At 70.8% G+C, this 24,793-nt stretch carries 26 protein-coding genes; 9 read left to right on the forward strand and 17 right to left on the reverse strand.

The features are described 5' to 3' along the window. Nucleotides 1-6 precede the first annotated feature (6 nt). A complete protein-coding gene (locus A9A59_RS02930; RefSeq protein WP_098502855.1) occupies nucleotides 7-1,182 on the reverse strand; it encodes a thiolase family protein in 1,176 nt (391 codons plus the stop codon). Nucleotides 1,183-1,375: 193 nt separating this feature from the next. Between A9A59_RS02930 and A9A59_RS02935 the strand changes: the two genes are divergently transcribed. Beyond that, nucleotides 1,376-1,669 carry a hypothetical protein gene (locus A9A59_RS02935; protein ID WP_098502856.1) on the forward strand — a complete coding sequence of 98 codons (294 nt, stop codon included), beginning with the start codon at nucleotides 1,376-1,378 and terminating at the stop codon, nucleotides 1,667-1,669. Nucleotides 1,670-1,678: 9 nt separating this feature from the next. Here A9A59_RS02935 and radC read toward each other — a convergent pair whose 3' ends face one another. The 7 genes from radC to A9A59_RS02970 all read right to left on the reverse strand — a co-directional run bounded on the left by radC (nucleotide 1,679) and on the right by A9A59_RS02970 (nucleotide 7,396). After that, nucleotides 1,679-2,395 carry a RadC family protein gene (radC, locus tag A9A59_RS02940; RefSeq protein ID WP_098502857.1) on the reverse strand — a complete coding sequence of 239 codons (717 nt, stop codon included), beginning with the start codon at nucleotides 2,393-2,395 and terminating at the stop codon, nucleotides 1,679-1,681. A 19-nt stretch (nucleotides 2,396-2,414) separates the two neighbouring features. Continuing rightward, a complete protein-coding gene (locus A9A59_RS02945; protein ID WP_098502858.1) occupies nucleotides 2,415-3,449 on the reverse strand; it encodes a trypsin-like serine peptidase in 1,035 nt (344 codons plus the stop codon). A 104-nt stretch (nucleotides 3,450-3,553) separates the two neighbouring features. Further along, the gene (locus A9A59_RS14230) at nucleotides 3,554-4,684 is read right to left on the reverse strand and encodes a trypsin-like serine peptidase (RefSeq protein ID WP_133117488.1); all 1,131 of its coding nucleotides are present in this window, start codon (nucleotides 4,682-4,684) and stop codon (nucleotides 3,554-3,556) included. A gap of 101 nt (nucleotides 4,685-4,785) precedes the next feature. Next, nucleotides 4,786-5,322 carry a hypothetical protein gene (locus A9A59_RS02955; RefSeq protein ID WP_098502860.1) on the reverse strand — a complete coding sequence of 179 codons (537 nt, stop codon included), beginning with the start codon at nucleotides 5,320-5,322 and terminating at the stop codon, nucleotides 4,786-4,788. Further along, the gene (locus A9A59_RS02960) at nucleotides 5,319-5,876 is read right to left on the reverse strand and encodes a LysM peptidoglycan-binding domain-containing protein (protein WP_098502861.1); all 558 of its coding nucleotides are present in this window, start codon (nucleotides 5,874-5,876) and stop codon (nucleotides 5,319-5,321) included. Before A9A59_RS02960 ends, A9A59_RS02955 begins: the two co-directional genes overlap by 4 nt. 39 nt (nucleotides 5,877-5,915) lie before the next feature. After that, nucleotides 5,916-6,209, reverse strand: a complete 294-nt coding sequence (locus tag A9A59_RS02965; RefSeq protein WP_098502862.1) for an ATP-dependent Clp protease adaptor ClpS — start codon at nucleotides 6,207-6,209, stop codon at nucleotides 5,916-5,918. A 302-nt stretch (nucleotides 6,210-6,511) separates the two neighbouring features. Further along, nucleotides 6,512-7,396 (reverse strand): patatin-like phospholipase family protein, encoded by an 885-nt coding sequence (locus A9A59_RS02970; protein ID WP_165772462.1) that lies wholly within the window; start codon nucleotides 7,394-7,396, stop codon nucleotides 6,512-6,514. A gap of 99 nt (nucleotides 7,397-7,495) precedes the next feature. Here A9A59_RS02970 and A9A59_RS02975 point away from each other — a divergent pair, with 99 nt between their 5' ends. Next, nucleotides 7,496-9,226: an alpha/beta hydrolase gene (locus A9A59_RS02975; RefSeq protein WP_165772463.1), complete on the forward strand. Its 1,731-nt coding sequence runs from the start codon at nucleotides 7,496-7,498 to the stop codon at nucleotides 9,224-9,226. 99 nt (nucleotides 9,227-9,325) lie between these two features. On the opposite strand, the gene A9A59_RS13660 is transcribed toward A9A59_RS02975, so the two are convergent. Beyond that, entirely contained in the window at nucleotides 9,326-10,060 is a 735-nt protein-coding gene (locus A9A59_RS13660; protein ID WP_133117489.1) for a hypothetical protein, read from the reverse strand. Between the two features lie 642 nt (nucleotides 10,061-10,702). Between A9A59_RS13660 and A9A59_RS02980 the strand changes: the two genes are divergently transcribed. Further along, nucleotides 10,703-11,275 carry an MFS transporter gene (locus A9A59_RS02980; RefSeq protein ID WP_098502865.1) on the forward strand — a complete coding sequence of 191 codons (573 nt, stop codon included), beginning with the start codon at nucleotides 10,703-10,705 and terminating at the stop codon, nucleotides 11,273-11,275. 240 nt (nucleotides 11,276-11,515) lie between these two features. Next, nucleotides 11,516-11,827, forward strand: coding sequence for an MFS transporter (locus tag A9A59_RS02990; protein WP_133117490.1), 312 nt, complete (start codon nucleotides 11,516-11,518; stop codon nucleotides 11,825-11,827). 230 nt (nucleotides 11,828-12,057) lie between these two features. On the opposite strand, the gene A9A59_RS02995 is transcribed toward A9A59_RS02990, so the two are convergent. From A9A59_RS02995 to A9A59_RS03025, 7 genes are all read right to left on the reverse strand, one after another. Then, on the reverse strand, nucleotides 12,058-13,296 hold the full coding sequence (locus A9A59_RS02995) for an alpha-L-fucosidase (RefSeq protein WP_098502868.1): 1,239 nt from the start codon (nucleotides 13,294-13,296) through the stop codon (nucleotides 12,058-12,060). Nucleotides 13,297-13,331: 35 nt separating this feature from the next. After that, nucleotides 13,332-13,952, reverse strand: coding sequence for a dTMP kinase (tmk, locus tag A9A59_RS03000; protein ID WP_098502869.1), 621 nt, complete (start codon nucleotides 13,950-13,952; stop codon nucleotides 13,332-13,334). After that, a complete protein-coding gene (locus A9A59_RS03005) occupies nucleotides 13,949-15,712 on the reverse strand; it encodes a R3H domain-containing nucleic acid-binding protein (protein ID WP_278286766.1) in 1,764 nt (587 codons plus the stop codon). Before A9A59_RS03005 ends, tmk begins: the two co-directional genes overlap by 4 nt. 4 nt (nucleotides 15,713-15,716) lie before the next feature. After that, the gene (locus A9A59_RS03010) at nucleotides 15,717-16,640 is read right to left on the reverse strand and encodes a hypothetical protein (protein WP_098502870.1); all 924 of its coding nucleotides are present in this window, start codon (nucleotides 16,638-16,640) and stop codon (nucleotides 15,717-15,719) included. Continuing rightward, the gene (gene pdxT / locus A9A59_RS03015; RefSeq protein ID WP_098502871.1) at nucleotides 16,637-17,251 is read right to left on the reverse strand and encodes a pyridoxal 5'-phosphate synthase glutaminase subunit PdxT; all 615 of its coding nucleotides are present in this window, start codon (nucleotides 17,249-17,251) and stop codon (nucleotides 16,637-16,639) included. The genes A9A59_RS03010 and pdxT overlap by 4 nt, the downstream gene beginning before the upstream one ends. A gap of 153 nt (nucleotides 17,252-17,404) precedes the next feature. Next, a complete protein-coding gene (locus tag A9A59_RS03020; RefSeq protein ID WP_098502872.1) occupies nucleotides 17,405-17,743 on the reverse strand; it encodes an ATP-dependent Clp protease adaptor ClpS in 339 nt (112 codons plus the stop codon). A gap of 39 nt (nucleotides 17,744-17,782) precedes the next feature. Next, nucleotides 17,783-18,667, reverse strand: coding sequence for a DUF459 domain-containing protein (locus A9A59_RS03025; protein ID WP_098502873.1), 885 nt, complete (start codon nucleotides 18,665-18,667; stop codon nucleotides 17,783-17,785). Between the two features lie 36 nt (nucleotides 18,668-18,703). Here A9A59_RS03025 and A9A59_RS03030 point away from each other — a divergent pair, with 36 nt between their 5' ends. The 4 genes from A9A59_RS03030 (at nucleotide 18,704) to A9A59_RS03045 (ending at nucleotide 23,532) form a co-directional block, all read left to right on the forward strand. Next, nucleotides 18,704-20,215, forward strand: a complete 1,512-nt coding sequence (locus A9A59_RS03030) for an MBOAT family O-acyltransferase (RefSeq protein WP_278286767.1) — start codon at nucleotides 18,704-18,706, stop codon at nucleotides 20,213-20,215. 42 nt (nucleotides 20,216-20,257) lie between these two features. Continuing rightward, the gene (locus tag A9A59_RS03035; protein WP_165772464.1) at nucleotides 20,258-21,316 is read left to right on the forward strand and encodes an SGNH/GDSL hydrolase family protein; all 1,059 of its coding nucleotides are present in this window, start codon (nucleotides 20,258-20,260) and stop codon (nucleotides 21,314-21,316) included. Between the two features lie 58 nt (nucleotides 21,317-21,374). Next, on the forward strand, nucleotides 21,375-22,571 hold the full coding sequence (locus tag A9A59_RS03040; RefSeq protein ID WP_098502875.1) for an MFS transporter: 1,197 nt from the start codon (nucleotides 21,375-21,377) through the stop codon (nucleotides 22,569-22,571). 67 nt (nucleotides 22,572-22,638) lie between these two features. Continuing rightward, nucleotides 22,639-23,532, forward strand: a complete 894-nt coding sequence (locus A9A59_RS03045) for an alpha/beta hydrolase (protein WP_098502876.1) — start codon at nucleotides 22,639-22,641, stop codon at nucleotides 23,530-23,532. 5 nt (nucleotides 23,533-23,537) lie between these two features. Here A9A59_RS03045 and A9A59_RS03050 read toward each other — a convergent pair whose 3' ends face one another. Further along, nucleotides 23,538-24,011: a DinB family protein gene (locus tag A9A59_RS03050; RefSeq protein WP_098502877.1), complete on the reverse strand. Its 474-nt coding sequence runs from the start codon at nucleotides 24,009-24,011 to the stop codon at nucleotides 23,538-23,540. An 88-nt stretch (nucleotides 24,012-24,099) separates the two neighbouring features. Here A9A59_RS03050 and A9A59_RS03055 point away from each other — a divergent pair, with 88 nt between their 5' ends. Beyond that, nucleotides 24,100-24,792 (forward strand): MIP/aquaporin family protein, encoded by a 693-nt coding sequence (locus A9A59_RS03055; RefSeq protein ID WP_098502878.1) that lies wholly within the window; start codon nucleotides 24,100-24,102, stop codon nucleotides 24,790-24,792. Nucleotide 24,793: the final 1 nt, after the last annotated feature.

Consider the following 24,793-nt stretch of genomic DNA (forward strand, 5'->3'; position numbering starts at 1 on the left):
GCCGGGTCAGTCGAGCCGTTCGAAGATGGTGGCGATGCCCTGCCCGCCGCCGATGCAGAGGCTGACGATGCCGTAGCGGCCGCCCGTGCGCTCCAGCTCGTACATCAGCTTCACCGTCAGGATGGCGCCGGTCGCGCCGATTGGGTGGCCGAGCGCGATGGCGCCGCCGTTCGGGTTCACCTTCTCGGGGTCGAGGCAGAGCTCGCTCGCGCAGGCGCAGGAGACGCTGGCGAACGCCTCGTTCAGCTCGATGCAGTCGATCTGGTCGAGGGTCATCTGCGCCTTTTCGAGCGCCTTCCGGATCGCCGGGATCGGGCCGGAGCCCATAATCGCCGGGTCGACGCCGGCCTCGGCCCGGGCGACGATCCGCATCCGCGGGCGGGCGCCCAGCTCCTTCGCCTTGCTCGCGCTCATCAGGACGAGTGCGGCGGCGCCGTCGTTGATGCCGCTGGCGTTGCCGGCCGTCACCACGCCGCCCTCCTTGAAGGCCGGGCGGAGCTTGGCCAGCGCCTCCACGGTCGTGGCCCGCGGGTGCTCATCGGTATCGAAGACCTTCTCCTCTTTGCCGACGCGGATGGTGATCGGGGCGATCTGCTCCTTGAACCGGCCCGCTTCGATGGCGGCGAGGGCGCGCCGCTGGCTCTCGGCGGCGAAGGCGTCCTGCGCCTCGCGGCTCACTTCGAACCGCTCGGCGAGGTTCTCCGCCGTGATGCCCATGTGGTACCCCTTGAAGGGGTCGCTCAGCATGTGGATGATGCCGTCTTCGATCGAGTCGTGGCCGAGCCGGTACCCCTGCCGCGCCTTGCGGAGGTAGAACGGCATCCGCGTCATGTTCTCGGCGCCGCCGGCGACGACCACCCCGGCATCCCCGCTCTGGATGAGGCGCGACGCGGTATTGATCGCCTCGAGCCCGGAACCGCAGATCCGGTTCACGTTCATCGCCGGCGTGCCGATCGGCAGGCCCGCCTTCACCGCCGCGTGGCGGGAGAGGTAGGCGTCCTCGGCAACCTGCCCGACAATGCCCATGACCACGTGGTCGACCCGGTCGGGTTCGACCCCCGCGCGGTTCACCGCCTCGCGGATGACATGGGCGGCGAGGTCGGAGGCCGGCACATCGGCGAGCGAGCCCTGGAACCGGCCGATCGCGGTGCGCACACCGCTCGTGATGACGACATCTTCCATCTTCGAACATCCCGGGTGCATGGAATGCTGGAGCCCGCGGGGATGGGCCCAGGGAGCACGTGGGCTTCATTCTACGCGCGGCCTTCACCGCCGTGCCAGCCCATAGCAGCCGCCCCACCGATAGCTCCGCCCTATGGGTTAGAACGCGCTCCCGTCGTACCCTGCCCTCAGCATCCATCCGAGGAGCCGCCCCGTGAGCGAAGCCGAGCAATCCGTCCCCGAGTACTACGTCGATGCCGTCCAGATCAGCACCGGCGTCTACGGCGTCGCCCTCACCTTCGGGCTGAACCCGCCCCACCCGACCGGCCCCCACGGCACGGTGCCGAAGGACCTCTGCGTCCTCCGGATGAGCCTCGAGCACGCCAAGGTGCTGGCCATGCTGCTGCGCGCCCAGCTGAAGGAGTACGAGCGGGAGAACGGCGAAATCCCCCTCCCGCCGAGCCTCTACACCTCGCTCGGCATCGCCCGCGAAGACTGGGGCTTCTAGCCGGCCCGTTCACGCGTCGAAGGCGAGCCCCTCGCGCCGGAGCGAGACGAACCCCCGCGCGCCGATGACGACGTGGTCGAGCACGGCGATGTCGAGCATCTCGCCGGCCCGGATCAGTTCGCGCGTCAGGGCGATATCCTGCGGGCTCGGCCGCGGGTCGCCCGAGGGGTGGTTGTGGGCGAGGATCACCGACGTCGCCTCCAGCACGATCGCCTGCCGGAAGGTCTCGGCCGCGCGGATGCTGACCGCGTTGACGCTCCCGCCGTTCACGGGGGCGATGCCGCCGAGCAGCCGTCCCTTCGTATCGAGCGGGAGGGCGTAGAACTCCTCGCGCGTCTTCCCGAGCAGCCGCGGCCCGAGCAGGTCGAACACGGCCTCCGGGCGGAGGAGGGTCGGCTGCTCGCCCGGGTCGAGGGCGTGCACCCGCCGCCCGAGCTCGACCGCGGCGGCCAGCTCGGCCGCCTTGGCCGGGCCGAGGCCGTCGACCCGCTGGAGCGCCGCGGGGTCGGCGCGGACCAGCCCGCGGAGCCCGCCGAGCGATTCGAGCAGCCGCCGGGCAAGGTCGACCACGTTTTCGCCGCGGCGGCCCGTGCGGAGGAGGATGGCCAGCAGCTCGGCATCGGCGAGGACGCCCGGCCCGTGCTCGAGCAGCCGCTCGCGCGGGCGCTCGTCGCCTGCCCACTCCCGCATCGTCCGGTAGGGTGCCGCCCGCTGCGCGTCGCCCATGGGCCGCGATTGTAGCCGCTCAGTCGCGCGAGAGCAGCGGCACCCGCAGCCGGAACTGGCTCCCCGGCGGCGGAGGCGTCGGCGTGCGCATCGGCGTGGCGGTCGCGGTGGGCGTCCGGGTGGGTGTCGCCGTCGGCGCCGCGCCCTCGACGTACCACTCGAAGTCGCAGCCCATCTGGTTGCACGCCTCCACAAGGTCGGCGATCACTTCGTCGTCGATCCGCGTCGCTTTGTTGTAGCCGCCGGCGGCCACGCCCCGCACGTGGATGCCCACGATGTAGCCGAGCAGCTCAATCCGGTTCGTCGTGTTCGTCAGGATGACCGCCGAGCCGCTCTGCCCCGGGGCGGTGTCGATCGTGTGGTAGAGCGTGAACGCATCCACGTCGAGGAAGCCGGGCTCGTAGTCGAACCACATCGTCCCGTCCGGCTTATCGCCCGGGTAGCCCACGATGGCCGGCTCGATGTCGGGCAGCCGCAGCGTGGCTGTCGAGAGGATCGCCATCGTCAGCCAGCCCGTCTCCCAGCCCGGTTCGTCGGACACCCGGATCAGCCCCCAGTCGTACAGCTCGTTCCCGGGGTCGAAGTACCAAGGGTCGGGCACCCACCAGTCCGTCGCCCAGGTGAAGCCGAACGGCTCGAGGGCGCCGCTCTTGCCGGGGACGACGCGGATGTCCTCGGTCCAGCCGTCCTCGCTGTAGAGGCAGTGGGCCGCGGTCAGGATGGCATCGGGCGAGATGAAGGTGCCGCTGCAGCTGCTGACGAGAAAGCCGTACCGGTCGTACAGCTCGAGGTAGACGACCGCCGACCAGGGGAAGTCGGCGGTGTTGGTCACCCGGATGCGGTTATCGGGGCCGATGACCGCTGCGGCGCCGGCATCGGCCGGGGTGCGGGCGGCAACCGGCGGGTGGAGGCCGTCGTCGCGGAAGATTTTGCCGCCGCGGGCTGCCGGCGGGGCCGGGTCGGCGCCGGCCGTGCCGCCGGGCGCGAGCATGACGAGCAGGAGGCCGGCGAGTGCCAGTACGGCCGGCAGGAGCGGGAGCACGCGGCGGCGCATCGGGGGCTGCTCCGTCGATGGTGTCGCGGGGAGCCGCCGGGGGCGGGGGCCGCGCGGCGCCGCGCAGCCGCGATTCTACGTGGTCCGGGTTACGAACATTCGGCTCAATCCCGCGCCACCTGCGGGATGCGGATGGGCGCCGGGCGGGGCGGCGGCGTGGGGGTCGGCGTGGCCGCCCGCGTGGGTGTCGCCGGGGGCGTAAAGGTCGGCGGGGTGGTCCGCGTAGGGGTCGGGGTCGCCGTGGGCGAGGCGGCCCGGGTTGGGGTCCAGGTAGGGGTAGGAGCAGGTGTGTCTCCCGGGAGGATGTAGGTCGTCAGGCTGGCGCCGAGTTCTCGGGCATAACTTTCGAGCGCATTGACAACTGGGATGGAAAAACGAACTGAACGATTGACGTAGCTATTTCCGCCGGAAACTACACTGACGATGTATGCTGTGTCTGGTGATACCGCCCAGATTGGACTCCCGCTCTGTCCTTTATAGACGTCTGCCCAGGTGTAAATAAAATCATCATCAAAGAAGAAATCTTCATGATCGACGGCAGTCCACCACATCGTCCCAACTGGCTTATCACCAGGATATCCTGCCGTTACTAGACCGACACTATGATCGTTCAAAAATCCGTCTGGAGCATATGCTATAACGGGGTAAGGTCTCATTATCGTGTCGTCCCAGTCGTAAAGATCGAGCACAAGTATGGCCCAGTCGTAAATTGTTGGAGGCAACAGCGCGTCTGCTGGGTCTCGTCCTGGGCCATTTGCCCATCCGTTTGGTACGGCCATCCTAATTGAATATCCACTGCCAAATGGCCAATTAAGTCCGTTTGATCCTGGTATCACAACGACAGATTTAACGTATCTTCCGGAAAAATAAACGCAATGTGCAGCGGTTAGAACTACGTTGACCGCAACGAGTGTCCCCGAGCAATAGCTGAGGTTTTCGTTATGATCGAAAATCCCCAATCTTGCCACGGTCCGGAAAATTGGCTGCGTGGTGTCAGTAACCCGGATGCGGTCGTCTGGCGGAAACACCGTCGCCGCTCCGGCATCGCCCGACTCCGCCATTGCGGCGCGGATCAGCTCCTCGGCGTTCTCAGGAGGCGGCTGAAGCTCAAACTCCACCAGCTCGTATGGGCTCGCATCTGCCTCGGCCCGGCCGGCCCCGCTCGAGAGAACTATCGCCCCGCCGACGAGCCACAGCCCGGCCAGCAGGAGCCCGAAAACCCGTGTCCAGCGCATCGCACGCCCTTTCCAGCGGAAAAGTGGCGCGACTCTACGCCGGCCCAGCGACAGCGCCTGTCGCGATTTGGGCAGGGATGCAAAAAATTCACAAAACCCGCCTACCGCCGCTCAATCGGCCCCCGCCCGCTCCCGCCCGCGGGATCCCGGCCCTGCCCGCGCGCCTCCTCGCCGTCGCCCGGCTCCGGCACCACTTCGGCCCAGACCAGCACCGCCGAGTGCGGGTAATACGTCACCTCCACCCAGTCGCCCTCCCGCACCCCGGCCACCGCGTGCGCATCGGCGCGCAAAATCTGCCGGTCCACGCGCACGTAGTACGTCTTCAGCACCAGCGAATCCCGCCGCGACCACATCCGCGTCACCCGCCCCTGGCGCACGCGCGGCTTCGCGAACAGGTCCAGCACCGACTGCACCGCCTGGTACCCGAAGAGGAACGCAAGGAATCCCAGCACCACCACCAGGAACCAGGTCGAGCCGCGCTCGCCTCCCCCAACCGTCCGGTCGTACAGGACGAAAAGGAATGCGCCGATGGTGATGGCGGCCACCGGCACCCAGAGCAGCGCCGAGCGGAGGATGCCCCCCCGCACCGCCCGCGCCTTCAGTTCACGCTCCAGCTGCGGGTCGCCGTACGCGCTCATGGCAGCCGAATCTCCATGCCGACGGCAAGGGTGTCCGGGTTCAGCCCCGGGTTGAGCGCGACGATGGCCTCGACGGTCGTGTCGTTATCCAGCGCGATCTGGAAGAGGGTATCGCCGGGCTGCACGACGTACACGCGGCCCGCCGGCGTCGGGGTGGCCGGAGGCGTGGGTGATGCCGCCGCCGTTACCGTGGTTGGCGCCGTGGCCGCGGCCGTCGCGGTGCGCCCTGGCGCAGGGGTCGGGGTCGGCGCGCCGCCGCGCGGCGTGGGCGTCGCGGTCGCGCTGACCGCCGGCGTCGGGCTCGGCAGTTCGCGCACGAGCGGACCGCGGCTCTCGCTCGCCGGCGGGCGGATGAGCAGGAAGGCCGTCACGAGCGTGGCCAGCGCCAGCAGCGCCAGCGACCCGCGGAATACCCTTGCCGAGGGCACAGCCGATTCCGGCGCCATGCACCGCAGGCACACCTCGGCGCCGTGCTCCTCGCAGTAGAGGCGGCCGCAGGTCGGGCAGTCGGCCGTCGCCGGGCGTTCGCAGTAATGACAGGTCGTGTCGGTCACCGGTAGTGCAAGCCTACCCCGCCGGCCGGAACGGGAAAGTCAACCGTTGCTGCCCGCGGGCTCGATGGTGGCGGTCAGCCCGAACGATTCCAGCCGCGCGCGGTAGTGCTCGGCGGCTTCTTTCGGGCATTCGATGACGACCGCCCGGCCGTGGTGGTGCGCCTCGAGCATGATCGCCGTCGCCTCCTCTGCCGTGAGCGAAGGCACCGAGCGCCGCAGCGCCTTCACCACGTGGTCCATCGTGTTCACGTCGTCGTTGTGGAGGATCACGCGGTAGGGCGGCAGCAGCTTCTCGAGCAGCGCAGGGTCGAGTTCCGTCGTCGGAGTCGGCATGGCTGGAGCCTGCAGCTTGGAGCTTGGAGCCTGGAGCCTGGAGCTTGAGTATACCCAACTCCTCCCTCCTCCCTCCTCCCCTGGGGCGGGGCGCGGGCGCGGCGGGCGGGGCTCCCTCCTCCCTTTTCCCTGGGCGGGGCGCCGGGGCCGCGGGCGGGGCTCCCTCCTCCCTCCTCCCTGTGGCGGGGCTGCGGGGCCGCGGGCGGGGCTCCCTCCTCCCTCCTCCCTGTGGCGGGGTGCGTGGGCCGGGCGGGGCTCCCTCCTCCCTCGGGGCGGGGCTGCGGTGCGGCGGGGGCCCCTCCCTACGCCGCCAGCCGTGCGCTGCCGCCCGGGTGGGACCTCCCCGCAGGCATCACCCGGCCCCAGGGATCGATCACCCGCGTCAGCTCACTCCGCGCCCGCGCAAGCTGCTCCTGGATCAGCCCCTCCGACACATCCAGCCGCCACGGCGACAGCCCGGCAAGGTCCGGCCGCACCACCCGGACCGCCGCCGCGGAGTGCGCGATCGCCTCCATCGCATCGGTCGTGGCGTGGGTCAGGATTCTGAACGAGCGGGCGAGCACGCCGATGGCGGTCCGCGGGGGCGGCGCGGCGCCCGGCGGCGGCGTCAGGTCGATCGCCAGCACCTCGCCCGCGCCCAGCGCCAGCGCGCTGGCAATGTCGACCGACGCGGTGATGCAGCCGTCGACGAACAGCTCGCCGCCGATCTCCACCGGCTCGAACACCCCCGGGATGGCGGTCGACGCCGCAATCGCCGGCGCCAGCGGCCCTTCGCGGAAGAGGTGCTTCTGCCCGCGCGTCAGGTTTGTCGCCACCACCGCGAGCTGGAGCCGCGCATCCTCGAAGCGGAGGTCGCGCACGTGGGCATCGAGCAGGCCGCGAACGATGTCGTTCTCGCGCAGGGCGCGGGGGCTCCGCGCAATCCGCGCGGCCAGGTGGACCGGGTTCCAGCGCAGCACCCGGATCCGGCCGAGCCCCCGCCACACCTCGAGCAGCCCCTCCGGGTCGTCCGGGTACATCGCCACCCAGGCGCCGTTCAGCGAGCCGACGCTCGTGCCGACGACGAGGTCGGGCCGGAAGCCGAGCTCGAACGCGGCCTGGATGTAGGCGGCCTGGACCACGCCGTAGGTCCCGCCCCCGCCGAGGACCAGCGCCCGCAGACCGTTCCGGGGAGCCTCCGGTGCCACCCTGCATCCTCCTGTGTCATGGGTATCGGCCGGCCTGCCCCGCCCGTACAGCCCCTTCCCTCTTCCCTTTCCCTGCGGGCTGCTACCTTCGTTTCTGCTATGGCCCGACGCCTCCTCCTGTCCGCTGCTGCCGCCTTCGCCGCCCTTGCGCTGGCCTGCTCCGACCGCGCACCCTCGAACGCCGACGCCGGCACCGCCGGACCCGGCCCTGCCGCGCTCCAGTGGTCGAACTGCGGCGGCCGCGCCGAGTGCACCACCCTCCAGGTCCCGCTCGACTGGGACAAACCGTCAGGCGAAACGATCGAGATCGCCGTCATCCGCTACCCGGCGCGCAAGCCCGACCAGCGGATCGGCGTGCTGATGGCGAACCCCGGCGGCCCCGGTGGCTCCGCCATCGACTTCCTCCGCGCCTGGCAGAGCATCCTCGCCCCCGACATCCGCGACCGCTTCGACCTCGTCGCCTTCGACCCGCGCGGCGTCGGCGAAAGCACCCCCATCCTCTGCCACGACCGCCTCCAGGAGCTCGTCGCCGTCGACCCCGACCCTGACACCGAGGCCGAGTGGCAGGAGGCCGAGCGCGTCGCGAAGGCGTTCGCTGACGACTGCGCCGCAGCCGCCGGGCGCCTCCTCCCCCACGTCGGCACGAAGGACGTGGCGCGGGATATGGACGCCCTCCGCGCCGCCCTCGGCGAAGAGCAGCTCACCTACGTCGGCTACTCCTACGGGACGACGCTCGGCGCCGTCTACGCTGACCTCTTCCCCGGGCGCGTCCGCGCCTTTGTGCTCGACGGCGGCACCGACCAGTCGCTCGACTACGAAACCCTGGCCGTGACCCAGATGGTCGGCTTCGAACGGGCCCTCCAGGCCTATCTCGACGACTGCGCGGCGCGGCGCTGCCCCCTCGGGCGCGACGGCAACCCCCGGGCCGCCATCGACCGCGTCATCGCCGCTGCGGAGCAGGCGCCGATCCCCGCGCCCGGCGCCGACCGCCCGGCCGGCCCCGGCGAAGTCCAGCTCGGCATCATCTCCGCCCTCTACAGCACGTCGTACTGGAATCAGCTCACGCAGGCGCTCGTCCGCGCGCTCGCCGGCGACGGCACCGGCCTCGTCCAGCTCACCGACCAGTACCTGCTCCGCAACCCCGACGGCTCCTACCCGAACCTGATCGAAGCGAACTACGCCGTTAACTCGGTCGATTCGGTCTGCCCGAAAGACCCGCGCGCCTACCGGGCGATGGCCGACCGGTTCGCGAAGATTGCGCCCACCTTCGGCCGGTCGGCGGCCTCGAGCGGGCTCGTCTGCGCCTACTGGGCGGCCCCGCCCGACCCGCTCGGCGTGCCCCGGGCCGCCGGCTCGGCGCCCATCCTCGTCATCGCCACGACCAACGACCCTGCCACGCCCTACGAGTGGGGGAAGGCCCTGAGCGAGCAGCTCGAGAATGCCGTCCTGCTGACCTACCGCGGCAACGGCCACACCATCTACGCCCAGGGCAACGCCTGCGTCGACGAGGTGGTCAACGCCTACCTGCTGAACCTGGCGCTGCCCGCCGCGGGCACCACCTGCGGCGACGGTCCGCCGCCGCCCGGGCAGGCCGCCGAACCGGCTGCATCGCCGCCGACAGAGGCCGCGACGCCGTCGCCCGCTGCCCGCCTGGCCACCCCAACGCCGGCCGCCGCCGGCGACCCACCGGCCGAGAGCGGCCAGTCCGGAGGCGGCGAGCCGGCCACGTGGGGCTACTGGCTGGTCGGCCTGCTCCTGCTGGCGACGGCCATCGCCTTCGTCGGCATCGGCGTCGCTCAGTCCCGCCGCGCGCGCCCGCCCGGCCCCTAACCCCGCCCTCGCGTACACTCCGGTTCACCCCCCACCACGGGACCGGAGGACCCGCGTGGCCAATGCCGCGCCCGGCGCCTTTTGGCTGGGCTAAACACCTCATCCCGGACTCGGAAAAACGTCTGGCAGGTTTGGGAATTGCTCCAACAGGCGCACACGTAGCGAGTTTCTGTGATCATCAACGTGACGATTCGCGCTCTTTGGTTGATTCGCGATCATCCAAAAGAAATGAAGGGAATCGGAAAAGAAGTGATTGACCCGTTCTGCAAATAATTCGGCAAAAACAGGACTAACATAGCTTCTGACGTCATCTCTCCAAACAGGATCAGCAAACTCTGCCGATGGATGGACAACCATATTGCGCAACCTGAAGAGTGCAGACAGATGAGAATGTAATTGCCCACCCGTTTCCTTTTTCAGATCGAAGGCTAACTCCATAGTCTGAGTTATTTTCTTTGCCGCAGATTTTCTGTTCTTTTTCCAAGAAGCTTTCACATCTTTTGTCGAACGTATCGAATCGGCAATTACCTTCTGAAAGGACTCCCACGCGATCGCCAAAGAGACGATTGTCTGAGAGCAAGAGCTCAATTCCGATTCCAACATGCGAGCCCTGTTATCAGCGTCGGATGTATCCCAAACTGCAGCTATTTCGTTGCCAGCAACTAGTGATTGATCTCTATGTTTGCTTGCAATCCATATCCAAAAAGGCGCGGCTGAATATCGTAGCTTCATCGAAAATTGAGGAATAAAATTGCCATCAGGTCTTTCAATAATATGAATATTAACCATTGGCTGGACGCCACGGATAATCAGAAAACCTTTTTCGCCAGTCATACGTTTTTATCTCGATGTATTGCAGTGCATCGATGTCCATTCATGCGGTGTTCTCTGGACATACCTTTGTCTACTTAGAAACACGCATCATTCAGAAGTGTTCAAAAATTTGGTAGATCGAGTACTTTCGTAACGTCTGCCATTATTATTCACGTTATTCGATTTGATCGTGCTTGGCTGCCTGCGAGCGGCGGTGGAGGTTTTTAGCAGATGGTGATGGTCGTATAGGCGAGTGAGGCTAAGCGCCTCAGCTAGAGTAGTGCGGGATGGTGCGTTGCTGGTTATGGATTGCTGATCGGCGGGCATGACGCACCGGTGACGGGGGATTTCGCCCCGATTCTACTCCAAGTCATGGCGCAGGGCGGAAACTGGGGGTTCTTCATCGGCATCGCCCAGTCCCGCCGCGCGCGCGCCCGGCCCCTAACCCTGCCGTCGCGTACACTCCGGTTCACCCCCACCACGGGACCGGAGGACCCGCGTGGCCGATGCCGCGCCCGGCGCCCTCGGAGGCCCGCGGACCCGCCCGGCCCGCTTCTTCTACGGCTGGTGGATCGTGGCCGATGCCGCGCCCGGCGCCCTCCAGGCCGCCCTCCTCGGCCAGGCCTACGGCGCCTGCGTCGTCCTCCTCCGTGAGCAGTTCGGCTGGAGCACGACGATGCTCTCCGCCGCCTCCAGCCTCCGCGAGGCCGAAAGCGGCATCCTCGGCCACTCCACGGCGCCCTGCTCGACCGGTTCGGGCCGCGAAAGGTCGCCTCGGCCGGCGTCGTCATCCTCGGTCTCGGCTTCATGCTCTTCAGCCGCGTGCAGGAGCCCTGGCAGTTCTACGCCGCCTTCCTCGTCATCGCCGTCGGCGCGAGCATGTCGGGCTTCCTCACGGCCACCTTCGCCGCCGTCCACTGGTTCGAACGCCGCCGCGCCACAGCCATCTCGCTCACCTCGGCCGGCTTCGCTATCGGCGGCATGTGCGTGCCGCTCACCGTCCTTGCCCTCGAAAGCCTCGGCGGGCGCACCACGGCGCTCCTCTCCGGGGTCCTCATCATCGCGGCCGGGCTGCCGCTTGCCCGGCTCTACCGGCACCACCCCCATGAGCTCGGCCTCGAACCCGACGGCGGCCCGCCGGCAGCCGCGCGGCGCGCCACGGGCGGCCTCGGCGCGCGCCGGCGCACCGCGACTTCACCCTCGGCGAGGTCGTCCGCACCCCGGCCTTCTGGCTGATCTCGCTCGGCCACGCCTCGGCCCTGTTCGTCGTCGTCGCGATGAGCGTGCACCTCGTCTCCCACCTGCGCGACAGCCAGGGCTAGACGCTCGGCCAGGCCTCCGCCGTTGTGCTGGCGCTCACCTTCACGTTCATGGTCGGCAACCTCACGGGCGGGTTCCTCGGCGACCGGGTGAACAAGCGCGCCCTGCTGGTGGCCTGCATGGCGATGCACTGCACCGGGCTGCTCATCCTTTCGCATGCCGCCAACCCGTGGATGGTCGCCGCCTTCGTGGTCATCCACGGCCTCGCGTGGGGGTGGCGCGGCCCCCAAGATGACCGCCATCCGGGCCGACTACTTCGGCCGGGCCGCCTTCGGCACGATCATGGGCGTCTCGAACCTGGTCATCCTGAGCGGCACGATCCTCGGCCCGCTCATCGCCGGCGTCGCCTACGACCGCACCGGCAACTACCGCCTCGGCTTCGATATCCTCGCCTTCATCGCCCTCGCCGGCTCCGTCTTCTTCCTCCTCGCCAGCCGCCCATCCCCGCCGCCCTCCCGCCGCCCCTAGCCGCCGCTCCCCGCTCCCCGTTCCCCGCTCCAAGCTCCAAGCTCCAACCTCCTCCCCGGGGCGGGGCAGGGCTGCGGCGGGGCTCCCTCCTCCCTCCTCCCTGGGGCGGGGCGCGGGCCGGGGCGGGGCTCCCTCCTCCCTCCTCCCTGGGCGGGGCGGGGCCGGGGTGGCGGGGCTCCCTCCTCCCTCGGCGGGGCGCGGACCGGGGCGGCGGGGCTCCCTCCTCCCTCCTACCCCCACTCCACCGCCAGCACCGTCGCCAGCGGGTCCAGCTCCTCCTCAGGAACCTCGATCGTCAGCTCGCCCGGCGGGTCGCGCCCGAGCAGCCGGTCCACGATGGCGCAGCGGCCGGAGGTCGCCAGTTCGCGGCCTGTGGCCACGATCCACGCCCGGCGCACGTGGTCGATCGGCACGCCCCGCACCGTCACGCGGTCGTACGGCCGCATCAGGAGGTGGAGGTACGTCACGTTCCGCCGCTTCGTCGCCGGGCCGTAGAACTGCCACGGCTCCAGCCCCGGTTCGGTGCCGATGATCGCCTCGCCGTGGCGGGCCATCCAGCCGGCCACCTCCTCGAGGATGGCGGTCTGCTCCGGCGGCAGCGTCCCGTCGCCCCGGGGGCTCACGTTCAGCAGCAGGTTCCCGCCGCGCCCGGCCACCTCGCAGAGCGTGTGCACCACCTGCCGCGGCGATTTGTAGCGGGTATCGGCCGGCACGTACCCCCAGCTCTCGTTCAGCGTCATGCAGGTCTCCCAGCGCTCCCCGGGCGGCTGCGGCGGCACGAACTGCTCCGGCGTCGCGAAGTCGCCGGCCCCGGGCAGCCGGTCGTTGACCAGGATGCCGGGCTGCAGCCGCCGGATGAGCGCCTCCAGCTCCTTCGCCCGCCACTGTTCCGGCGTGCGCTCCCAGCCGCCGTCGAACCAGAGCAGGTCGATCGGCCCGTAGTTCGTCAGCAGCTCGCGCACCTGTTCGAACATGTCGGCGAGGAACCGCTCCCAGCCCTCGGGCGTCGGCTGGCGGCCGCGCCCGAACCGGTACGGCCGGTCATCGTCGGTGAGCGCCGGGTAGCCGGGGTGGTGCCAGTCGCAGAGCGAGAAGTAGAGCCCGACGCGCAGCCCCTCGGCGCGGAACGCCTCCACGTACTCCCGGACGAGGTCGGCCCCGGCGGGCGAATGGGCCACGCCGAAATCGCTCGTCTTCGTGTGGAACATGGCGTAGCCGTCATGGTGCTTCGCGGTGAAGACTGCGTACTGCATCCCGCAGCGCTTCGCGAGGCGGGCGAGCGCCGGGAAGTCGCGGTTCCGCGGGTCGAACGTGGCCGCCGAGGCCTGGTACGCCGCGACCGTCATCGCGCCCGTGGGGAGGGCGACGTTGCCGCCGGCCATCGGCCACGACAGTTCGACTCCCTGCTGGGACGCGTGCCCCCAGTGGATGAACATGCCGAAGCGGGCGGCCGCGAACCAGTCTGTCATCGCGGCCGGATGGTACGCGCCGTACCCCGCTGCCGCTAGCGCAGGGCCCGCAGCACCCGTTCCAGGGCGAGCTCGGCGACCCGCTCGGCGGGCAGGCTGGCATCGATGACGGCCCAGCGCGCCGGGTCGTCCCGCGCCTGGAGGAGGTACCCCTCGCGGACCTTTCGGTGGAACTCGAGCCCCTCCTGGCCGGTGGCGACGGCCGGTCCCTCGCCCGCCTTCCGGGCCAGCCCGGCCGCAGGGTCGATATCGAGGTAGACCACGAGGTCGGGCTCCAGGCCGCCGGCGGCGGCGCGGTTGGCGGTCCGCACGACCACCGGGTCGAGGCCGCGGGCATGGACCTGGTAGGCGAAGGTGCTCGGCGCGAACCGGTCGCAGATGACGGTCGCGCCGCCCTCGAGCGCGGGCCGGATCACCGTGCTGACCAGCTCGGCGCGGGCCGCGAGGAAGGCGAACAGCTCGGCCCACGGGCTCAGCCGGTGGTGGAGCAGGGCCCGGATCGCCTCGCCGGCAGGGGTCCCGCCCGGCTCCCGCGTGAGCACCACCCGCTGGCCGGCCGCCTCCAGCCGCGCCGCAACGGCGGCCGCCGCCGTGCTCTTGCCCGAGCCGTCGCCGCCCTCGAAGACGATGAACCGGCCGCGCGCGCCGCTGCTCACCGCTCGAACGGCGTCCCGGTGCCGAGCGGCAGGATCTTCACCCGGCGCATCGGCTCCTTGCCGGAGCTGCGGCTCTCAAGGTTGTACCGGTTCGCCAGCTGGTGCTGCACCCGCCGGACGTAGCTGTTCGCCGGCGGCAGCTCCACCGGCCGCCCCTCCTCCAGCACCTTCGCGATCGCCTCTTCCGTCTCGCGGAAGATATCGACCATCGGGTCGCGCCGCGGGCCGCGGCCCGCGCTCCCGCGGTCGCCCCGGAGCTGGAGGAGCGCCTGCTCGAGCTGGTAGACGCCGCTGCTCTTCACCACGTAGAGCGGCAGGTTCCGGTCTTCGGCCTCGCGCAGGGCCGGCGGCTTGTTCCGGTAGTAGTTGCGGAGCGTAATCACGGCATCGGCATCGGCCGGGTCATCGACCAGTTCGATGTTGGCGCCCACCGAGCGCGCGGCCTGCTCCAGCCGCCCCCGCGGGATGCCGAACGGGAAGAGCCGCGTAATCCGCGATGCTGCGCGCGGCGCTGCTGTCACGAACGGCGTGCCCTCCTCCTCGTCCTCGGGCTCGGGCCCGGCCGGCTCTGCCGGTTCGTAGGCGCGCGGCTCGCGCGGTTCGCGGTACTCGCGGATGTGGCCGCCGTTCCGGCGGTGCCCAATCTCCCAGGTCGGCGGCCGCCCGCCGCGCGCGCCGCCGGCGCCCAGGGCGCCCATGCCGAACTCGCCGCCCTCGCGGTCCGCATCGTCCACAATCTCGATCCGCCCGCCCGGGCCGAGCTGCCGCGTCTCCGGCTTCGCCCGGTAGCCGCGGAGGATGGCATCGACCGTCTCCGCCACATTCTTGTGAATGGAGACCCGCCGCCAGCTCTCGATCTCGACCACGATGTCGAAGGTCGGCGGCGCCTTCCGCTCGAGGATCGACTTCTGCGTGCCGCGCCGCCGGGCCTCTTCGTCGCCGAGGGTGACCGACTGGATCCCGCCGATCAGGTCGGCCAGCGTCGGGTTCAGCATCAGGTTCTCGAGCGAGGTGCCGTGGGCCGTGCCGACGAGCTGCACGCCGCGCTCGGCGATCGTCCGGGCCGCCTGCGCCTCCAGCTCGGTGCCGATCTCGTCGATGACGATGACCTCCGGCATGTGGTTCTCGACGGCTTCGATCATCACCGCGTGCTGCATCGAGGGCGTCGCGACCTGCATCCGGCGGGAGCCGCCGATCGCCGGGTGGGGCACATCGCCGTCGCCGCCGATTTCGTTCGAGGTATCGACGATGATGACCCGCTTGTTCGCGTCGTCAGCGAGGACGCGGGCCACCTCGCGCAGCATCGTCGTCTTGCCCACACCCGGCCGGCCGAGGAGGAGGATGTTCTTGCCGCTCAGCACGAGGTCTTCGATCACGCGGATGGTGCCGTAGACGGCCCGGCCCACGCGGCAGGTGAGGCCGATCACTTTGCCCCGCCGGTTGCGGATGCAGGAGATGCGGTGGAGGGTGCGCTCGATGCCGGCGCGGTTGTCGTCGCCGAAGTCGCCGATCCGGGCGATCACCCACTGGAGGTCGGCCTCGGTCACCTCCTCCCGGCTGAGGATAATTTCGCGGCCGGGGTAGCGCGCCTCGGGCAGGCGGCCGAGGTCCATCACCACTTCGAGCAGGTCGGTGCGGCGCTCGGCGTCGCGCAGCGGGCCGGAGATGTGCGGCGGCAGCGCATCGAGCAGCAGGTCGAGGTCGTCGGTGACGATCTGTTCAGATGGCAGCGGCGTTGAAGAAGAAGACGGGTGGGTCACGGGCTTATTGCGGCACGGGGAACGACTCCGCCGGGACCGCTACGACCTCCTTGAGGGTCTCGGCCCGCGCGAGGCGGCGAGCGCACATGAGCCGCACTCCGAGGGCCGGATAGCCGCGCTCCTGCGCGGCAGCTTCGATGCCGGGCTGGTGTTCGGCCACCACCAGCGCCCCGTGGCGGGGTGCATGGGCCTCCACGGTGTCGAGCGCAGCCTCCACGAGGCTGCCGCCCTCGGCGAGCAGGAGGTGCGCCTCGCGCTCGCCGATCCCGGCCCAGCCGATGAGCGCGCCTTCGCCATCGGCCACGAACTCGTGCTCGCAATCGAACGAATCGAGCACGGCCCGGAACTCCTGCAGGCCGGGCGCCTCGTTCCGACGGACCTGCTCCGGCACGGCCCGGCAGTACAGCCGGAAGATGCCGGCGCGGTCGGCCCGCGCCGCCGGGCGGAACGGGTTCCCTTCCGCCATCTGCGCCCGCGCGCTGCGGATGGCGTACAGCCGCTCCAGCCGGTACGCGTAGAAGCCGGCCCGCCGGAGCGCCGCCGCGTGGGGCGACCCCTCGGCGTAGCGAAGGTAGAGCACCCGCCCGCCGCGGAGCGCCACTTCCCGCGCGAGCCCGAGCAGCAGCGCCTCGACCGCGTCGTCGTCCTTCGGCCGGCCAATGCGCACCGAGGCGACATCCCAGCCGGCGCCGCCGGCAAGCTGGCGCGCCACCGCCACGCCCCGGTAGCTCAGCCCGCGGCGCAGCCCCACGACGGCTGTCCGGGGCACGCGCGGCAGCCGGGCGATGCCCGTCGCCGCCAGCCCGCTCGAAACGAGCAGGTTCTGCGACCCGCGCAGCGCCACCACCTCGGTATCGAGCCGGTGGAGCTGCGGCCAGAGCGTCGCCGCATCGATGGGGCTCAGCGCTTCGGCTGCCAGTTCGCTCATTTCGCTGCCCCCTGCGGCGCGCCCATCGCCAGGAAGTAGGCGTGCAGCCGCGGATCGTGCGTCAGTTCCGGGTGGAAGCTCGTCGCCAGCAGGTTCCCCTGCCGCGCCGCCACCACGGTCCCGTCCTCCAGCCGGGCGATCGCCCGGGCCGGCGGGTCGACCCGCTCGATGACGGGCGCACGGATGAACACGGCCCGGAACGGCCCGCCCTCGATTCCGTCGATGGCGATCTCCTCTTCGAAGCTGTCCACCTGGCGGCCGAAGGCGTTCCGGCGCACCCGGATCGCCATCACCTCGATGCCCGGCCGGTCGAGCCGGTCGACCTCCTGCGCGAGGAGGATGGCGCCCGCGCAGGTGCCCCAGGTTGGCTTCCCGCTCGCGCAGAAGTCGCGCAGGGGCTGCTGGAAGCCGTTCGAGAGGATCAGCCGGGCAATGGTGGTGCTTTCGCCCCCGGGGATGATGAGCGCATCAATCCCCTCGAGCTGGGCCGGCTTGCGGATTTCGATGGCGCGGTGGCCCATCGCCTCGAGCATCTCGCGGTGCTCGCGGAAGTCGCCCTGCAGGGCAAGGACGCCCACGGTGCGCGGGCCTGGAACCTGGACGTTGGTCATGCGGAAGGGTCCCCCGGCGCAGGGCGCGGCTCACGGACGGCAACCGAGGGGTGCGTGGAACGGCGGATGCTCGATGGCAACGGCAGTGCAAAAACCCTGCGCAACCTGCTTCCAGTGTAGCGCACCCGCAGGGGCCCTGCGTGCCGGGAAACGTTAACGTCCTGTGCCCTGGTACGCCGGCTCGATGATCGCCGACATGCTCCCGCGCGAATTCGGCATCAGCGGGTCCGGCCCGTAGGCGTGGACGAGCTCCTGCTTCGCCCGCACCTCATCGTGGCTGCCGGTCATCAGTACGGCCCGCCCCTGGCTGTCGACCACGCAGGCGATGGCGTACCCCTTCTCCGGCCCGTACCCGAAGATCTCGGCGCACATGCGGATGACGTAGGCGTAGGTGTGCTCGTCGTCGTCCAGCAGCACGAGGTGGTACGGCGGTTCGAGCTGCTGATCGGTCTCGTCGATGACGCGTGTCCCTGGAGATGGCAGCAGGCTCATACCCGCAATTATACCGCGTCGGCCGCTCCGCCCGGCCCCTCAGCGGCCGGGTTCGAACAGCGCCGCGATCACCGCCAGCGCCAGCAGCCGCCCGCCGGCAGGCGTGAAGTGGACCCCATCATCCGTCCGCATCACCCGCGGCACGCCGGCCTCATCGGGCAGCACCGCCGTGTAGCTGCCGTCCGGGCCCGAGGTGAGCGCCCACGCATCGAGGTACAGCACCCACGGCCGCGCCGCCGCCTGCGCCCGGAAGATCGCGTTGACCCGCGGCACGCTCGCCGCGAGGTCGGGCCGCCCCATGTTCGGCTGGCCGACCCAGACGACCGTCCGCCCCGGCCGGTAGAGCAGGTCCATCACCGCGCCCACGCGGGCCGCATACGCCTCCTCCGAACGCACCTGGTTCGCGTCGTTCGCGCCGACCATGAACACCACGACGTCCGGGTCGTAGCGCGCCATCTCGGCCGCGAGGTAGGCCGGCCAGTCGAAGAAGTCGCTCCTGACGAGCCCCGAGGAGATCTTGTAGTCGGCGCCCCGCACCGGCACCCCGCCCAGCGCGCTCCACGCCTGGAAGAGCGCGACCGTCATGAAGTACGAGGTCGAATCCCCGTCCGACCAGATGCGCACGCCCTCGGCCGACTGGAGGCGGGCAGGCGGCGGCGTCGGGGTCGGTGTCGGTGTCGGCGTCGGCTCGGGGGTGCCGTCGAAAGCGAGGCCCATCACGTACACGGGCAGCGGCGGCGCTGCCGCGCCAGCTGCCGGGGCCTCGGCCTGCGGGTTGCTCGCCGCCGAATAGATGACCCCGGCGGCGCCGCCCAGCAGCCCGGCAAGCAGCAGAAGCGCCGCATGCCACCGGCGCGCCGCCCGGCCCCGGAATGGTCCGCGGACCGGGGCGGCTGGGGCGTCGGCGTCGCGTTCGTCCTCCAACCGGGCAACCTCGCAGGGGCTCACACGCTACAACGGATGATGCCAGCCGAAAGTTTCCGCCAGTCGCCCGCTTCGGACGAGGCGGCGACAATGCAGGACGGGGCGGCTCACCCGCCGGCCGATGCCATGCTTTTCCCGACCGTCGACTTCGCCGTCTTCTTCGTCGTTGTCTTCGCCATCGCCTGGCTGATCCGGCCCTGGCATTTCTGGTGGCGCGTCTTCCTCGTCGCCGCGAGCTGGTTCTTCTACGGCTTCTGGGAGCCGAAGTTCGTCCTCCTGCTCATCGGCTCCACCGCCTTCAACTGGGCCGTCGGCCGCGACCTCGCCGCCATGCGCACCCCCGAGGGGCTCACCCGCTTCGGCCGCTGGTTCCTCGGCTTCGGCATCGCCGCCAACCTCCTCACCCTCGGCTGGTTCAAGTACTACGGCTTCTTCGTCGAGGATGTCGCCGGGCTGATTGAGCGGTTCGGCGTCGACCTCCCGCTCCCGCTCCTCCAGGTCACCCTGCCGGTCGCCATCTCGTTCTTCACCTTCCACGCCATCAGCTACCTGGTCGATATCGCCCGCGGCGACTGTGAGCCGCTCTCCCCGCTCGACTTTGCGCTCTACCTCTCCTTCTTCCCCCACCTGGTGGCCGGTCCCATCGTCCGGGTCACCGAGTTCGCGCCGCAAATCCGCGCGCCCCTCCGCGAGCGGGTCATCGATGCCGCCCCGGCCTTCACCCTCATCGTCGCCGGCCTCTTCAAGAAGGTCGTCATCTCCACCTACCTCGCCGGCGAGATCGCCGACCCCGTCTTCGCCAGCCCGGCCAGCCACAGCGCACTCGAAAACCTGTTCGGCGTCTACGCCTACGCCGTCCAGATCTTCGCCGACTTCAGCGGCTACACCGATATCGCCATCGGCTGCGCCCTCCTCCTCGGCATCCAGTTCCCGCAGAACTTCGACAGCCCCTACCGTGCCTGGTCGCTCCAGGACTTCTGGCGCCGCTGGCACATGACCCTGAGCCGCTGGCTGCGCGACTACCTCTACATCCCCCTCGGCGGCAACCGCGGCCCGAAGTGGTTCGTCTACCGCAACCTCTTTCTCACCATGCTGCTCGGCGGCCTCTGGCACGGCGCCGCCTGGACGTTCGTCGCCTGGGGCGCCATCCACGGCGCCGGGCTCGTTCTCGAGCGCGAGGTCCGCGCACGCAACCGCTGGCTCCGCGGCGCGGCCGCGAAGGCCGTCGGCTGGTTCGTCACCTTCCACCTGGTCTGCTTCGCCTGGATCTTCTTCCGGGCCGAGACGTTCGGGGCCGCCTGGGAGGTCATCACCCGTATCGCCACCGCCTGGGGCGAGCCCTCCCCGGCCGTCACACCGCTGCTGGCCGCCGTCATCGCCGGGTCGATCGCTGCCCAGTTCCTTCCGAAGGACCTCTTCCGCCGGTTCGAAGTCGCCTATTCTGAACTCGCCCCTGCCGCACAGGCGGCTATGCTGGCGGTGGCGCTCGTCCTGATCGATGCCCTCGGGCCGGAGGGCGTGGCGCCCTTCATCTACTTCCAGTTCTAGCGGCCGGCGGCCCCGCCCGCCGCGATGGAGCAGCACCAGCAGATGTCCGGCGCAACCCGGCACAGCCCCCGCCAGCGCCTCGGCGCCCGGCCCCGGCGCGTCTTCGGCGTCATGGTCGGCGGCCTCCTCCTCGCCGTCCTCCTCAATGCCCCTGCCCTCGAACAGGGCGCCGAGCGGATGCCCTACGGCCGCGAACGCGACTTCTGGCTCGCCGTTTGGAAGCCCTTCGCAGCCGTCAGCCGGGCCTTCTTCCTCGATGAGCCGCGCAACCTGCTCGACCGCGCCCTCGGCCGCAGCGATGGCGACCTCTTCGAGCTCCCGGCCGCGCCCGGCGGCGAAGAACCGGGTGTTGCGCCGCCCGCAACGGCCACGCCAGCCCGCACCCCGGCCCCAGGCCGCGGCACGCCCGCCGCCACGCCGACGCCCACGCCCGATCCCCGCCCGCGCCTCCGCACCCCCACCGCCGCCGACCCCCTCCGCGTCTGGATTGGCGGCGACTCGATGGTGAAGGTGCTCGGCGAGGCCTTCCTCCGCCAGGCCGCCGAAACCGGCGTCATCGCCGCCACCCACGACCCCCAGCTCTCCAGCGGCCTCACCCGCCCCGACTTCTTCGACTGGCCAGGTCATTTCAACCAGCTCGTCCAGTCCGGCCGCTACGAAGTGTTCATCGTCATGTTCGGCGCCAACGACTCCCAGGGCATCAAGACGCCGGACGGCAAGATCTTCCAGCCCGGCGAGGAGGGCTGGACCGCCGAGTACCGCCGCCGCGTCGCCGGCGTGATGGACCTCCTCGGCGGCCAGGACCGGCTCGTCCTCTGGGTCGGCCAGCCCATCATGCGCAGCTCCGAGTTCAGCGAACGGATGGCCGCCCTCAACGCCATCTACCGCGAAGAGGCCGCAAAGCGCCCGTGGGTGCAGTTCATCGACCTCTGGCCGCTGTTCACGACCCCCTCCGGCGGCTACGATGCCTACCTCGCCGATGATGACGGCCAGGTGAAGGAGATGCGCCACCCCGACGGCGTCCACCTCGTCCGCGCCGGCGGCGAACGGGCGGCCCGCGCCATCCTGGCCGTCCTCAAGGCCGAGGCGAAGATCCCCTGAGCGCCGGGGCCGCGCCCGCGGTCGTCCGTTCCGCCCGCCGGCCGTAGGCTCGAAGGCGATGGACGGCAGCCTCCCGCCCGGGTTCCGGCGCTACCCGCTGCCGCTCGCCCTCGCCATCCTGCTCGTCCAGGGCGCCCTCGGCATCATCCTCTTCGCCGCATTCCAGGAGTGGGTCCCCCGCGAGCTCGACACCTCCGATGCCTGGGGCGGCTACCTGCTCGCCGCCTACGGCGCGGCCCGCTTCCTCCTCGAAACGCCGACCGGCGCCCTCGCCGACCGCGTCGAGCGGCGCGCCGGGCTCCTGTTCGGCTTCCTCCTCATGCTCCCCGCCATCGCCCTCATGGGCGCCGTGCGCGACGCGCGGGCCTACCTCGCCTTCGCCGCCATGCTCGGCGCCGCCACGGCCTTCCTCTGGCCTGCGGCCTACGCCATCGCCGCCGACCTCTACCCGGTCGACCGGCGCGGCAAAGTCATCGGCTTCCTGAACCTCGCCCAGCTCGCCGGATTTGGCATCGGCGCCCTCGGCGGCGCATTCATCGTCGACCACGCCGGCGGCCGCGAGCTCTTCGGCGCCGCCGCGGTGAGCGTCGGGCTCGCCTTCGCCGCCGCTCTCCTCGGCATCCCGAACTACCGCGGAGGGTCGCTCTTCCGCCGGGTCGATGGCCCGGCCCGGCCGCCGCTCCGCGCGGTGCTGACCGGCAGGGTTGCCGCCCTCGCCGGGCTCATCCTCCTCGCCAGCATCGCCCTCGCCATGCTCGTGCCGGCCATTCGCCCCTATGGCGAACGGGAGCTCGGGGTCACCTTCTCGCGGCTCACCCTCGCACTGGTCCCTGCCGTGGCGGTCGGCGCGCTCCTCTACATCCCGGCCGGCGACCTCGCCGACCGGTTCGGCCGCTGGAAGCCGTTCGCCGCGGGGCAGCTCTGCCTCGTCGCCGGCCTCCTGGTGCTGGCGGCGACGGCCAGCCTGCCCGTCGCGATGGGTGCAGCGACCCTCGTCTTCGCCGGCAACGTCCTCACCGTGCCGGCATGGAACGCGGCGGTGATGGACCTCGCCCCCGAAAGCCACCGCGGCACCCTGATCGGCCTCTCCGTCGCGCTCAGCGGGCTGGCGCTGGCCCTCGGCCCCGCGCTCGGCGGGTTCGTCGTCGGCCGCTGGGGCGCGGAGGCTGCCTTCCTCGTCTCGGCCCTGCTGGCGGCGCTCGCAACGTCCGCGATCGCCGCCTATGCCCGGGGCGCGCCGCCGGCCCGGCGGTGACCCGGCCCGCACACGCCGCACCCCAAACCGTTATGCTCCACGCACCTGCGCACTGGAGGATTGCCCCATGCCGAGCCCCGAAGCCGAGCAGCTGGCCGCCATGTTCCGCGCTGCTCCCGCGCCCCTCGAGTCCCCGTCCGTCGAGCAGCTCCGCGCCAACATGGAGAGCATGGCCGTCCTCGGCGGCCCCGAGCCGGGAACGGTATCTGAGCCGGTCGATGCCGCCGGCGTCCCCGCCGAGTGGATCACCGGTCCCGGTGCCAGCCGCGACCGCGCCATCCTCTACCTCCACGGCGGCGGGTATGTGATCGGGTCGATCGCCACCCACCGGGGCGTCGTCTCCCGCCTCTCGGCCGCCTCCGGTGCGGCCGGCCTCGCCCTCGACTACCGCCTCGCCCCCGAGCACCCCTTCCCCGCGGCCGTCGAGGATGCGGTTGCCGCCTACCGCTGGCTCCTCGGGCAGGGCATCGCGCCCGGCCGCATCGCCATCGCCGGCGACTCCGCCGGGGGCGGGCTGACCGTCGCCGCTCTCGTCGCCCTCCGCGATGCCGGCGACCCGCTCCCTGCCTGTGCCGTCACCTTCTCCCCCTGGGCCGACCTCGCCCTCGAGGGCGCCTCCATGGACGAACGCGACGCCATCGACCCGATGGTCCACCGGCCCGGCATCCAGCAGATGGCCGACTGGTACCTCGCCGGGCAGGACCCGCGCCACCCCCTCGCCTCACCCATCCACGCCGACCTCGCCGGCCTGCCGCCGCTGCTCATCCAGGTGGGCACCGCCGAGACCCTCTACGACGACGCCGTCCGGCTCGCCATCCGCGCGATCGAAGGCGGCACCGCCGTCACCTTCGAGCCCTGGCGCGACCTCTTCCACGTCTTCCAGCTGTTCGGCATGCTCCCCGAGGCGCAGGAAGCCGTCCGGGCTGCCGGCGCCTTCATCGCCCGGTACACCGCCGGCTGAGGGCTTCAGCGCGGCAGCTCCTCCACCCGCAGCCCGAACAGCGGCGGCGGCTCGACCCCCAGCGCCGCGAGGTACGAGCAGAGCTGGCTCCGGTGGTGGACCTCATGCTCAACGAGCCCGCCGAGCACCCGCTTCCACGCCGGGAACGGGTCGCCCGCCAGGTTGCCGATCGTCCGCTCCAGGTCGGCAGTCGTCAGCACGGCGACGGTCTTCTTGCCCGTGCGCAGGCAGAGCGCCCGCAGCCGGTCGGCGGTCAGCCCGGGCGGCGGTTCGTGGCCGGGGTAGCGCGGCTGACCGCTGAGGACCGCCTCGAGGTTCATCCGCCGGCTGGCGACGATATGCAGCGCCAGCTCCGCCACCGTGTACTCGCCCGGCGCCGGCCGCCACCCGAGGTGCTCGTCGCGCAGCCGTTCGAACGCCTCGTACGTCCGCGCCTGCACGTTCACCACGTACTTCACGAGGTCCTCGCGGGTAATCACGCCCTCATCCTACGACACGTCCGCCGGCGCGCCGGCGCGGGCGGCGCGCTAATCTCCCGTTAATCACGCACTTGGAGCATCGCCCCGGATGTCCCGTGAGCAGGCCGCACCGTACCTCGCCGAGGCGCTTGGCACGTTCGCCCTCGTTTTCGCCGGCCCCGGCGCCATCGCGGTCGATGCGGCCTCTGGCGGCGCCGTCAGCGGCGTCGGCATTGGGCTCAGCTTCGGGCTCATCGTGATGGCGATGATCTTCGCGCTCGGCCACATCTCTGGCTGCCATATCAACCCGGCGATCACGCTCGCCTTCGCCGCGCGCCGGCGGATCGGCCCGGCGGCAGCGCTCGGCTACATCGCCGCCCAGCTCGCCGGGGCTGCACTCGCCGGGCTCGCCATCGTCGCCATCGTCGGCGACTACGCCGATGCCGGCGCCAGCCTTCCCCGCCTCGGCGGGACCGACGCCGCCCTCGTCTCCGAAGTCGTGCTCACCTTCTTCCTCGCCCTGGTCGTCTTCTCGGTCGCCACCGATGCCCGCGCGCAGGGCGCCCTCGCCGCCATCGCGATCGGCGGCTACGTCGCCATGGCCGCCACGGGCTGGGGCCCGGTCGCGAACGCCTCCATGAACCCCGCGCGCTCGTTCGGCCCGGCGGTGGCCTCCGGCGCGTGGCATGCCCACTGGGTGTACTGGCTTGGGCCGATCGCCGGCGCGCTGCTCGGCGCCCTCGCCTTCGAACTCATCCGCCCCGGCTCGCCCCCGGGGCCGCCGCCACCAGGAAGGAGCTGAC

Source organism: Tepidiforma thermophila (assembly GCF_002563855.1).
In the GTDB taxonomy this organism is placed as follows: Bacteria; Chloroflexota; Dehalococcoidia; order Tepidiformales; family Tepidiformaceae; genus Tepidiforma; species Tepidiforma thermophila.